This is a genomic window from Shewanella sp. SR43-8, assembly GCF_014163775.1.
GTDB lineage: Bacteria > Pseudomonadota > Gammaproteobacteria > Enterobacterales > Shewanellaceae > Shewanella > Shewanella vesiculosa.
The window spans coordinates 1-11,568 of sequence record NZ_JACJDX010000025.1; the positions used below are offsets into that span (position 1 = coordinate 1).

The 11,568-nt window shown below is 39.9% G+C and carries 11 protein-coding genes and 1 rRNA gene; 3 read left to right on the plus strand and 9 right to left on the minus strand.

All coding sequences use genetic code 11. From position 1 onward, the window contains the following. Positions 1–34 precede the first annotated feature (34 nt). The 6 genes from H5114_RS20040 to htpX all read right to left on the minus strand — a co-directional run bounded on the left by H5114_RS20040 (position 35) and on the right by htpX (position 7,570). The gene (locus H5114_RS20040; RefSeq protein WP_182723870.1) at positions 35–700 is read right to left on the minus strand and encodes a DUF3047 domain-containing protein; all 666 of its coding nucleotides are present in this window, start codon (positions 698–700) and stop codon (positions 35–37) included. 112 nt (positions 701–812) lie between these two features. Then, positions 813–1,214, minus strand: a complete 402-nt coding sequence (locus H5114_RS20045; protein ID WP_182723871.1) for a GFA family protein — start codon at positions 1,212–1,214, stop codon at positions 813–815. 144 nt (positions 1,215–1,358) lie between these two features. After that, positions 1,359–2,183, minus strand: a complete 825-nt coding sequence (locus H5114_RS20050; protein WP_259395353.1) for a M23 family metallopeptidase — start codon at positions 2,181–2,183, stop codon at positions 1,359–1,361. Positions 2,184–2,309: 126 nt separating this feature from the next. Continuing rightward, positions 2,310–3,182: a 6-carboxytetrahydropterin synthase gene (locus tag H5114_RS20055; protein ID WP_124016041.1), complete on the minus strand. Its 873-nt coding sequence runs from the start codon at positions 3,180–3,182 to the stop codon at positions 2,310–2,312. A 707-nt stretch (positions 3,183–3,889) separates the two neighbouring features. Next, complete coding sequence (locus tag H5114_RS20060) at positions 3,890–6,406, minus strand: bifunctional diguanylate cyclase/phosphodiesterase (RefSeq protein ID WP_182723873.1); 2,517 nt, start codon at positions 6,404–6,406, stop codon at positions 3,890–3,892. 300 nt (positions 6,407–6,706) lie between these two features. Then, positions 6,707–7,570, minus strand: a complete 864-nt coding sequence (gene htpX / locus H5114_RS20065; RefSeq protein ID WP_124016043.1) for a protease HtpX — start codon at positions 7,568–7,570, stop codon at positions 6,707–6,709. A gap of 266 nt (positions 7,571–7,836) precedes the next feature. On the opposite strand from htpX, the gene pepE reads away from it, so the two are divergent. After that, complete coding sequence (pepE, locus tag H5114_RS20070; RefSeq protein WP_182723874.1) at positions 7,837–8,544, plus strand: dipeptidase PepE; 708 nt, start codon at positions 7,837–7,839, stop codon at positions 8,542–8,544. A 176-nt stretch (positions 8,545–8,720) separates the two neighbouring features. Here pepE and H5114_RS20075 read toward each other — a convergent pair whose 3' ends face one another. Beyond that, positions 8,721–9,143: a VOC family protein gene (locus H5114_RS20075; RefSeq protein WP_124016045.1), complete on the minus strand. Its 423-nt coding sequence runs from the start codon at positions 9,141–9,143 to the stop codon at positions 8,721–8,723. Between the two features lie 102 nt (positions 9,144–9,245). On the opposite strand from H5114_RS20075, the gene soxR reads away from it, so the two are divergent. Further along, positions 9,246–9,692 (plus strand): redox-sensitive transcriptional activator SoxR, encoded by a 447-nt coding sequence (soxR, locus tag H5114_RS20080; RefSeq protein WP_124016046.1) that lies wholly within the window; start codon positions 9,246–9,248, stop codon positions 9,690–9,692. 161 nt (positions 9,693–9,853) lie between these two features. On the opposite strand, the gene H5114_RS20085 is transcribed toward soxR, so the two are convergent. Further along, the gene (locus H5114_RS20085) at positions 9,854–10,300 is read right to left on the minus strand and encodes an Hsp20 family protein (RefSeq protein ID WP_124016047.1); all 447 of its coding nucleotides are present in this window, start codon (positions 10,298–10,300) and stop codon (positions 9,854–9,856) included. Between the two features lie 549 nt (positions 10,301–10,849). Here H5114_RS20085 and H5114_RS20090 point away from each other — a divergent pair. Continuing rightward, on the plus strand, positions 10,850–11,080 hold the full coding sequence (locus tag H5114_RS20090) for a hypothetical protein (protein ID WP_182723875.1): 231 nt from the start codon (positions 10,850–10,852) through the stop codon (positions 11,078–11,080). A gap of 392 nt (positions 11,081–11,472) precedes the next feature. Here H5114_RS20090 and rrf read toward each other — a convergent pair. After that, positions 11,473–11,568: ribosomal RNA gene (rrf, locus tag H5114_RS20095) — 5S ribosomal RNA — on the minus strand; the annotation flags it as partial.

The window sequence follows — 11,568 nt, forward strand, 5'->3', positions numbered from 1 at the left end:
ATTTATTTTATGTAAACAGCTAATTAATAAGTTTCTATTCTTCACTAAATATGATGTCTGCATAATAAGATTCAGCTTGTTTACCACTGTTATCTGTGTCTGTCATTATCGCGATGATATCGATGTATTGATAGGCTTTACGATTAGCGGTATCACTGCCTTTATCACCAAAGGTTTCAATCAAGTCTTGGTATACATTGCGCTTTTGTGGATACCATCTGCCCTTCTGCGCTTCCTTACCTCTAATAGAGAGCATTTTAACACTTGAGCCAGCAAAAGCGTTGTCCCAAACCAAGCCCTGATCTTGATTACTCGACCAAACGTAGTTTAATGATTTGGTATTCCACACCATAAAACCACCATCAATAACCACATAAATTCGAGCAACAAAGTCGTCGCCTTTTTTACTGCGCTCATTTAACTGCAGCAGTTGCTTTTCGACGAGCCAACTCCAGTTGAGGTAAGACGTTACCATAAGATCAATTTGGCGTTCTAACACTAATCCTGACGCGGCATTATGACTAAGTGCCTTTAGTGCCAAACGCCCTTTATACTCAACGATGGAGTAAATTGATTTACCGGAAAACACTTTAGGGTGCCACTTATCTATGCCCTTTTCACTTAATGACGTCAGATTGATAGTAGCATTCACGTTCAAACACACGATGACGCTAATCAATAATATAAACCATCGCAGCATTGCGATCTCCTATCATAACACTCAGTCACATTACGTCTAAAGCTCACCGAATATAACCATTAATAACCAATGGAGATATCCATGATAATTACTGGCTAATATGGACGTAATATTAAACATTCCGATCGGCAGGATGATTGATACCATCGCCAGTGACAATGTGGCCTAACTCAAATGGATTAACACCGTCTAAACACCCAATATTAAAACCATATTCAGTAGGGTTTGAACGTCGTTGATGATGAGTGTAAATACCGCAGAGTGAGCAAAAATAATGCTTTGCAGTATAAGTATTAAATTGATAAAGCCTCAACACATCTTGACCTTTTACCACTCGAATACCATCCAGCTTAACGGAAGCAACAATCGCCCCCTTTCTACGACAAATTGAACAATCGCATCGTCTCGGATTTTCAAGACCATTGGGTAGTGTAAGTTCAAGTTCAACAGCACCACAATGACATGTGGCTTTGTGTTTCAGTTGGATCTCGATGTTGCCAACTCGCTTTATCATAACTAGCTTCCTTTATGCAGTAAGCAGAAAATAGTGACTCGCGCAGCTGAAGCTATAGCTCAAAGAGGCATAAATAATGCTCTACAGATACCCGTAAAGCTGTTGGTTATAGAGTCAAAAAGGCTTGACTCTATACAGCAAACACTACTTAGTCGATTTCTGAGCGGCTAACACAGTCGCCATAGACGGCACAATCGATACAGGGTCTAAGCGCATTTGGAACCAGTTTAAGCGCCAATCTAAATGTGGCCCAGTCACTCGACCTGTCGCGCCAATTTCAGCGACTTTATCGCCTTGTGCTACTTTGTCACCCACTTTTAAATACAGTTTACTTAAATGTAAAAATGTTGAGCTCACCCCATAGCCGTGATCAATAATCACAGTGCCACCAGAATAAAACATGTCGGGTTCAGCTAAGGTTATAACGCCGTCTGCAGGCGCAACCACTACAGTGCCTGTTGGGCGGGCAACATCAACCCCAAAATGTGGATTTCCGGGGACGTCATTGTATATGCGCTGACTACCATATACCCCTGAAATTCTGCCTGTTACAGGCCAAATAAAGGTTTGCATAAATGCATCTTGCTGACTAAATAAGTCTCTGGCTGCACGAGTCTGTTTGGCATCTTTAGCAGCCCTGGCTTGAGCGACAGGATCTGGTTTCATTATTTTCTGGCTTATGCCGGTGACCCGATCAATTTTGTAGTCTCTTGCGGCTATTGTTAACGGCTTAATTTCTGTTAATCCGTCTGGGTAGATCACTTTAAATACTTGGTCTTTTTTCGCGTCTCTATCAAACCCTATAGCAAACTGACCGTCTGGGGTGACTTTTACGGCTTGATCATTCAACAAAACCTTACTGCCGGCTGGCACAGCCCCGCGCACTAAAGCACCTTGTTCAAACTGGCCTTGAAAGGTCACAGCGGCAACCGAATTAGCCGTTAAGCCACAAAAGCTGACCACCAGCATTGCTGCAGTTGATATCAATTTTAAAATGGTATTTTTTAATAACATAATCGAAACGCATTCCTTGTTAATCGCGACAAAAAGATAAAAAAAAGGGCCACCTTAAGGCAGCCCATTAATAATACTTGATTAACCCCTTACCGCAATGGCGCCTTTGCCAATACCTTCGTAAGCAATCACTTTAAAATGACTTTTAGGCTCTTTACTGGCCAATGTCTTTGCCATGTATTCAGCAAGCATCTCAACAGTAGTGTCGTGAGGAATTAAGTCACAGCAATGCTTAGGCATTGCTAATTGAAAATCACCTTGAGGCGCAACATAATGAAAACCATAGTGTGTTTCGTCGCTGATTTTAGTCTGCTTAGACAATTCTAGGGTTTTTACCGACACTAAATCCTCTTCGGTACCGAGGTAAATGTCATGCCAACGTTCTGCCCAATATTGGTCCCATTTGGGCTCTGCAATACCATTTTCAAATACCGTTACTGGGCTACGATGACCATGGGCAATCCGCTGACAGTTGCCGTCATGCTTGCGTAATCCGTGGCTGTAATGGTAAAACGGGGTATCGAGCACTTCGCTGCGTAATGTGAGGCTGATGCCTTGGACATTTTCCGGTAACACTTCACGTAAGGCTTTCTTCAAAAAGTCATTGACGCTTTCATAGTCAATCACTTCTGAAGGAATAAGCGCAAATGCTTGTGAAGGACAGGCTAAATGTATGTCACCTTTGTCACTGCTAAAATCCATCCAAACACGGTCGCCCTTCTGCTGCCAGCGCACTTCGCTACAAGCAGTAGGGATTAACAGGCGATGATCGGCTACATCATCAATGGTGTTTTTGATGATGCGTTTAACCTTGCCAAAATCGAGCACCATATTTTGCTCATCCAAGCCACCATCTAATAGCACATCGACAATCCAGCTTTCACCAACCATGCCTCGAACAGGACAAAGGTAAGAAAAATCGATTACAGTTAAATCTTTTACAAACAGTTGCATTAATGCTCCTAGGCAGAAAAACAGTCCACCTCAGTATAAATGTATTCCTAACGGCGCATGCCAGTGGAAGGTCTATCTTACGTGATCAGCATTTATCCGACTATCAACTCTTAGTCTAATATTCACGGGGGAATTACCACATGCTATTCGCAATGAGTCATAACCCGCCAATCGATTCAATGCCAGTAAAAGGTCACGTTGATACTCTAAATGATATCAACGACATTCTAAACAAAAGCCAAGCTATGAGCGAGTAAACATCGAAGATAAATGTAATAAATTAGTCTAATCGTAGTAATAGACCTGAATCGAGATAAAAGCTTGCGAAGGGAATTACGGCACCCAAAGGAGGAGTATGTTTTAATGTAGTTAGCAATGAATTAATGCATTTACCTGAAACATTAACTAGGATCTTTTTATCTCAGGAGATCACAGGTTGTTCGAGATAAACGGTTTATTTTATATACCAGAGCAGCGCAAATGTTGGATGATAGAGACCAAGCTTCTAACAGACTAATAAATTGCAACAAAATGACTCTATAAACACGTTTAGCTGATGCTTCAAGCAGTATTTATAATGGTGATAACACCGAAATGGCCAACAGTGATTCAACATCGGTGAACCTAGATATTTACGCTTAATGCAGTACTAAAAGTCGTAATGTTAATGCCAAAGCAGCTTACACACTCTGTAAGCTGCATTTTTGTTACTTTACTTTAATTTCATTAGGTAAATTGCTGTTACGGATCGTAGGTAAAAACTCGTTAAGATCTTGTGGTAGTCGCGGTTTGCTATACAGATATCCTTGAACCAAATCACAGCCATTAAGCCGCAAAAAATCGGCTTGTTCGACGGTTTCCACCCCTTCTGCAATAATCTGTAAATTCAGGGCATGACCCAATGCAATTACCGCCTTAGCTATGGCGGTGTTATTGGTATCATGAGGAATGTCTCGCACAAATGATTGATCGATTTTTAGCTTATCAATTGGTAACTTTTTGAGATAATTCAGAGAAGAGTAACCTGTACCAAAATCGTCGATACTCAAGGCTATTCCCATAGCACCTAATAATTTCAAATCACGAATAATTGCATCAGGATCATTCATCATACAAGATTCGGTGACCTCTAATTCCAAATGTTTCGCAGGTAATCCCGTTTCTAATAAAATAGAACGTACTTTATCAACAAAATCATTCCTTTGTAGCTGTAAGCTCGCCACATTAACGGAAATACGTTCAAATGTTTTGCCTTGTGTTAACCACTCTACCCCCTGCAAACAGGCAGTTTTTAATACCCATAAACCAATGTCCCAAATCAAACCAATCTTCTCGGCTAATGGAATAAATTCAGCAGGAGAAATTTGACCTAAAGCCGTATCGTGCCAGCGAATAAGGGCTTCAAAACCATTTGGTTTTAAATCGGATAGCTTAACCTTTGGTTGATACATTAAATAAAAATCTTCATTAACTAATGCTTGATGCAATGCCGTTTGCAGTTTTAATTGTTCTGCTGCTTGTTTGGTCATGGACTCGGTATAAAAAGCGTAATTATTTCGCCCATCCAATTTAGCACGGTGCATAGCGGAGTCAGCATTTCGTAATAAGCTGTCATGGTCATCGCCATCACTGGGGTAGATAGCAACGCCCATACTGGCAGTTAGCCTTACAGATTGAGAATTATCCAGTATAAACGGACGCTCAAACACACTGCGAATGCGATCAATTGATGAGGTGACAGAATCGGTCCCCATAATACTAGGCAGCATGATGACAAATTCATCGCCACTTAGACGGGCTAACACATCAAAATCAGATAAGGCGTAAGATAAACGTTTAGCTAACTCAACTAAAATTTCGTCGCCAATAACATGACCTAGACTGTCATTAATGTGCTTAAAAAAGTCGATATCTAAAAACACAATCGCCAGCTGCTTTTTGGCCCGATGAGAGTGATTAACCTCTTGCTCAAGCAATGACATAAATTGCATTCTGTTTGGGAGCTGTGTCAGCGGGTCAAAATAGGCTAAATTTTTTAATTTTTCTTCATTTTGTTTTTGAGCAGAAATATCGGCAAATACTGCCACATAATACTGAATGATATTTTGTTTATCTAAAACGGCACTAATAGTGATCTTTTGTGGAAATATCGCCCCATGTTTGCGACGATTCCAAATTTCACCATGCCATTTACCTTGAACAAGTAACGTATTCCACAAACGCTCAAAGAAGCTTTTTGGATGACGACCGGAATTAAGTAATCTCGGATTTTTACCTAATACCTCTTCACGACTGTAACCCGTTATATCAGTAAAGGCTTGGTTAACTTCAGTAATATTTCCATCACTGTTGGTTATCACTACACCTTCTACAGCATTTTGAAACACACTCGCGGCTAGAATAAGTTGTTCTTCAGCCTCTTTGTGCTTGGCAATATTGCGGGTCATTCCGATAACCCCAGTCAATTTGCCTTGAGCATTGCTAATTGGGGCTTTAATGGTTTCGAGCCAGACTTTATTAAAGTTGACGTCGACTTCTTCACATTCAGACACCACTACGGAAGCTCCGCTATTGATGGCTAATTTATCGCTCTCAATAAATTCATTTGCAGTGCGTTGATCAAATAAATCAAAGTCGGTCTTCCCCAGAATTTGCTCTTTTGATTTTCGCCAAGCTCTCTCTACACTTTTATTACATGAAACATATTGCCCATTGGTGTCTTTTACCCAAATATGCTCTTCAAAAGCATCAATAAAGGATTGTAAATCAACATCAAGAGACACTGGCTTACTCGCATGAGAATCGATCGTTAATGAGCTTATATAATAGCGGATTGCATTACTTAGCATATCGGCTATGCGTATTTGCATAGCCGATAAGGCTTGATTTAATACCTCTTCAGACGGCGGCTTCTCTTGAGTGCTAAAGCTTATCACGCCAATAATAGTACCTTGGGCTGAACGAATAAGCTTGTGGTAGACACACGAGTGCTGATCGAGGGTGGTGACATTATGCGTGAGGGTCGCTTTGAGATGTTGTAATACACTAGACTCATGCTGTTGCTGGGTATTTTTATCAATATTTTGACTTGTGCAAATAACATCAATACTCAGTTCAATATTGACCTGATAAAAAATGATAGCAAGACGAAACTCGGCAGAAATATCGTTTATTTCTAGCTGCCATTCTCTTAATTGCGCTTGAGAAATAGCTTTTTTCAGCATATCAATTTCCTGAATAGTGTTGGTTGACTCATGTTCTTATAAGCATATTTGTATCCATTAAGAGTATGCTTATCGACATTATTTGCAATATTATTGCGAGATCAGATCATATCTGAAACTATCCTATTGGGTGTGATAAAACAACAATATGTCATCGATTAGAGTGATTAATGCAATAACCCACTACAAGTAACCGATTAAAGCTCCCAATTCAATCATTCCTAATGCATAAAAAACAAAAAAGGAGCCCAAAGGCTCCCTTTCTATTTTACCGACATAAACCCGATAATTTTCTGAATATTAGCTATTTTTCAGTGCCGCAATACGTTTTTCTAATGGAGGGTGGCTCATCATTAGCTCAGCCATTGAACGTTTACCGTTAATTCCAAAAGCCGACATTTGAGCTGGCATAGCACCAGATTCAGGACCTTGGCGTAAACGCTCTAACGCAGCAATCATTTTGCCTTTACCTGCTAATCGCGCCGCCCCTTCATCGGCCTTAAACTCTCGAATACGTGAGAAGTAAGCCACAATCATTGAAGCTAAAATGCCAAACAACATATCAAGCACAAATACCACAGCCATATAAGCAAACATGCCTAGGCCTTCACCTTCTTCATCATTGCTAGAAACAAAATTGTTAATAATGCCAGCGACAACACGTGCAGCAAAAATAACAAAGGTGTTCACGACGCCTTGGATTAAGGTTAAAGTCACCATATCGCCGTTTGCCACATGGCTGACTTCATGTGCAAGTACGCCTTCAATTTCATCTTGAGTCATGCCATAAAGCAAACCTGAACTCACTGCGACTAAGGCATTGTTTTTACTTGGGCCTGTAGCAAAGGCGTTCATTTCAGGTGACTGGTATATAGCAACTTCAGGCATCTTAATACCAGACTTTTCAGCTTGGCGTGCAACTGTTTCAACTAACCAACGCTCCATATTATCACGAGGATGGGTGATGACTTCGCAACCCATGGTTTTCTTGGCCATCCATTTTGAAATGGCTAAACTGATAAACGAACCACCAAAACCAAAAATGGCAGCAAATACTAACAGTCCACCCATTGTTGAGGTATTAACCCCAAGAATAGACATTACAATTGAAGCAACCAGTAATATGGCAAAGTTGGTTGCGATCAACAAAAATATACGCTTCATTTAAGCTCCTGTATGGCAAAAGTGCCGATTTTTCATTGTTACTAAAGACATAATATGTCCAAAAAATTTAAATTCAAGCTTAGTTGTATTAAAAAAATTTATACTCTTTTATGAGCTGACAAAACAGAGACTTGAAATTCAAGCGAGCTGAGTCTAGGGAGGTTTGATTAATTGAAACTGAAAAATAACCGCCAAAAACAAACTCTGTGTCGACAATGGTTAATCTTTGTTAAACTGTCGAAAACAATGAACAAAAAGGACTTTTTATGACCATTAATGCGTTAATGCTGAGTGCTTCACGCGTCGGTGACTCTGCTTATTTAACTCATGCTGTCGAGCTTATTCGTCCATTAACCCAACCTGGGCAACAGTGGCTATTTATTCCCTATGCGGGAGTCAGTGTTAGCTACGATGAATATTTGACAAAAGTACAGACTGCACTTGAACCACTGTCAATAACCATTAATAGCATTCATCAATTTGCCGACCCAAAACAAGCAATTCAAGATGCGGCCGGAATTTTGGTTGGCGGTGGTAATACATTTCAATTACTTAACGAATTATATCGTTACGACTTAGTCCATTTAATCCGTGAACAAGTACAAAGTGGTATGCCGTACATTGGCTGGAGTGCTGGCTCAAACATTACTGGAGCCAGCATTCGTACCACCAATGATATGCCAATTGTTGAACCACCATCATTTACCGCCTTAGGTATACTGCCGTTTCAATTAAATCCGCATTACACTAATTACCAGCTGCCGGGTCATAATGGTGAAACGCGCGCGCAACGCTTGTTAGAATTTACCTTAGTTGATCCTTTAACGCCGGTTATCGGAATCCAAGAAGGCAGCGCCCTATGGCGTCAAGATGAAACATTACGGTTAATTGGCAATGAAGTAGCTTACTTATTCCATGGTAAGCAACAAGAAGTAGAGATAGCGGCTAATAGCGATTTATCTGATTACTTATAATTGAACTATCTGTACAGTTACTTATCGATAACTTACTAAAATCCACTAAACCTAAACCTAAACCTAAACCATTGAGCTTTATCTATAAGCTCAATGGCAGTTAATGTTGAGTGATTGGCCATTAAAAGTTACTGGCGACTGTTTGCTGATTAATACTTAGTATGAACAGTTACTAATTACTCAGTATCATACTGATTTCGTTCACTAGGTATGTCGGTTAAGTATTCAACAAATTCGACTTCAAACCCGTTCGGGTCTATAAAGTAGCGACTTTTATAAAAGGGGTCATGACCACCGATGATCGCCACCTCAAAACCGACCAAGGCCAATCTTGCCACTAATGCATCAATGTTATCGACTACATAGGCAAAGTGTGCCAAACCTAATGCATTACTTTTAAGATCGCGAGCTTCCCCTGTCCCCGAATCATTTAACGACAAATAATGATAATCATCACCAAAATGTAGCCATTTTCTTGGTGTACCATGCCATATAGATTCGCCACCACCACGCACTCGCCAATGCGGAAATGCGGCTTTATAAAATACTAATGACTCGTCTAAGTCATTCACTACTAAATTTAAATGTTCTAATCGCATCTCTTATCTCCTTATTAATAATTCAACACAGCTTAATACCTCAAGTTAACTTGAGGTAAAGGGTTATTTTTGCCAAAATGATAAAAAATAGTTGGAATAATAATGGAAGCAGAATTAAGTGTTGGCCAAGTTGCAAAGCGTTGTGGGATCAATGTGTCCGCTATCCACTTCTATGAACAAAAGGGCTTAATCAGTAGTTGGCGAAATCAAGGCAATCAACGTCGTTATGCACGAGACGTTATTAGGCGAATATCGCTCATTAAAGCGGCGCAGCAATTAGGGATATCACTTGATGAAATACACCTTGCTTTCGCGAGTCTACCCAGTGGAAGAACAGCGACTAAAGAAGATTGGGCTGATTTATCCAATGCTTGGAAACAATCACTAACCCAAAGGATTATTAAGATGCAAAAATTAAAAGACTTATTAGAAGGTTGTATTGGTTGTGGTTGTTTATCGATGAAAAACTGTCCACTGTATAATCCTGATGATTTGCTCGCTAAACAAGGGCCAGGACCGGTGCTATTAAACAACCAAGACACAGAATAACGATTAGACTAATAAATTTTGAACGCAAAAAAGCCTAGTGTAAAAACTAGGCGTAAGCAATGAGCTAAAAATGGGGAGGGAGATAACACTAAAGGTTGTGAATATGGCTTAAATATTAGATTACACTTAAGCCACATATACACCAAGCTAACAATAAAGGTTTAGCCGAGCGTGTTTGTTGCGACAATATCAATTTTACGTGGTTTCATCGCTTCTGGAATTTCACGAATCAAATCGATATTGAGTAAACCGTGTTCTAAGTCCGCCCCAATCACTCGCACATGATCAGCTAGTTGGAAAGTGCGTTCAAAGCCTCGTTCAGCAATGCCTTGATGTAAATATTTTCGTTCATCACTTTTAGCAGTCTTATTGCCTTTAACTAATAATTTTTCGCCTTCGCTCATGATATCTAATTCAGGCATAGAAAAACCTGCAACAGCCATAGTGATCCGATAACGGTTTTCACCTAAAAGCTCAATATTATAAGGAGGATAACCAGTGTTAGCATTATTGGCTGCTGCATGTTCAGCAAGTTGCGCTAAACGATCAAAACCAATCGCACTTCGATAAAGAGGAGTTAAATCTGGAGAAATATTAAAATTACGCATGTTCATACCCTTGTCTAAAGCAATATGTAAAAATGACCACTGTTTATGTTAGTGGTGTTACGAGTTTACAGTCCTTTCGGCACTGTGTTAGCAAGTTTACTGAAACCTCAATCGAGCATTTCGTTAATCATTCTTGCTACATAATATATATATGGATGACTGAAAATATAACAAGTGTAGCAGGTGAAAAAATAATATTTAAGTCACAAAAACCTTAAAATAGACTGTAAAATCAGTGAACTAAAAAAAATAACTATTTTAGGTAATAATCAGTGGTATTAAGTTGATTTCACAATGATGACTTTTGTCACTGGTAATTTTGTTTGAAGTCGTCACAATAATAGACAACAAAACACATCAATCTGCACTCAGGATAAGAGATGAGCATATGGTGATAAAGATCATAAATTTAGACGTTAGCCACTACCAAACTAGTCATCTGTTTTACTCATAAGGCAAAATGAAGCATTAATAGCTGGTCTATTGCAGGTTAATTTAACGAAGTTAGCAAAGTAACAGGCTATTTAATAAGACTAATAAGGACATTTTATGAACCCAGCAACAATGGCATTACTGATCCCAATTTTGGCTATTTTGGGCAGTTTTATCGTGAGCATAATGAAACTTAGAGAGCGCCAAGCTCGTGCCACAACAGACCAAGCAAGCAACAATAAAGCCCTACATGATGAAATAAGCGCCCTACGTAAACGGATTGAAGTGCTTGAGCGTGTTGTAACCGAAGACGCATACGATCTAAAACAAAAAATTAATAATGCATAAGTTGTTTTGAACACTATTAGCATCGAGTCAATTGCAGACTATTTTAAATTGCTCAGGTTTAAGGCATAAAACAAAAAGGCCACCCGATTAAGGTGGCCTTGCGGTGTTCTTTGGCCCCCTAGAACTGACCCACTCTCGCATGGGCATATCAACCACACGGGTCAATGGTTTAGGTCCAAGAACGGCTTTAAATCTCAAATTACAGACGTAAAAAAACCCGCTACATAATAGCGGGCTGTTTCACGACTCTTTCAAGTCAATTAGGTGCCTGGAACTGACCTACTCTCGCATGGGCATATCATCCACAGTAGCTAATGATTCGAATTGAGAAAGTCTTTAGACACAAAACAAAAAGGCCACCCGATTAAGGTGGCCTTGCTGTTTTATTTGGCGCCTGGAAATGACCTACTCTCGCATGGGGAGACCCCACACTACCATCGGCGATACTGTGTTTCACTTCTGAGTTCGGAATGGGATCAGGTGGTGCC

Bases quoted from the DNA above. Each gene is read 5' to 3' on its own strand.
- htpX (WP_124016043.1), bottom strand. From the start codon at position 7,570: ATGAAGCGTATATTTTTGTTGATCGCAACCAACTTTGCCATATTACTG.
- soxR (WP_124016046.1), top strand. From the start codon at position 9,246: ATGGAAGCAGAATTAAGTGTTGGCCAAGTTGCAAAGCGTTGTGGGATC.
- H5114_RS20045 (WP_182723871.1), bottom strand. From the start codon at position 1,214: ATGATAAAGCGAGTTGGCAACATCGAGATCCAACTGAAACACAAAGCC.
- H5114_RS20060 (WP_182723873.1), bottom strand. From the start codon at position 6,406: ATGCTGAAAAAAGCTATTTCTCAAGCGCAATTAAGAGAATGGCAGCTA.
- H5114_RS20055 (WP_124016041.1), bottom strand. From the start codon at position 3,182: ATGCAACTGTTTGTAAAAGATTTAACTGTAATCGATTTTTCTTACCTT.
- H5114_RS20050 (WP_259395353.1), bottom strand. From the start codon at position 2,183: ATGCTGGTGGTCAGCTTTTGTGGCTTAACGGCTAATTCGGTTGCCGCT.
- pepE (WP_182723874.1), top strand. From the start codon at position 7,837: ATGACCATTAATGCGTTAATGCTGAGTGCTTCACGCGTCGGTGACTCT.
- H5114_RS20075 (WP_124016045.1), bottom strand. From the start codon at position 9,143: ATGCGATTAGAACATTTAAATTTAGTAGTGAATGACTTAGACGAGTCA.
- H5114_RS20085 (WP_124016047.1), bottom strand. From the start codon at position 10,300: ATGCGTAATTTTAATATTTCTCCAGATTTAACTCCTCTTTATCGAAGT.
- H5114_RS20040 (WP_182723870.1), bottom strand. From the start codon at position 700: ATGCTGCGATGGTTTATATTATTGATTAGCGTCATCGTGTGTTTGAAC.
- H5114_RS20090 (WP_182723875.1), top strand. From the start codon at position 10,850: ATGAACCCAGCAACAATGGCATTACTGATCCCAATTTTGGCTATTTTG.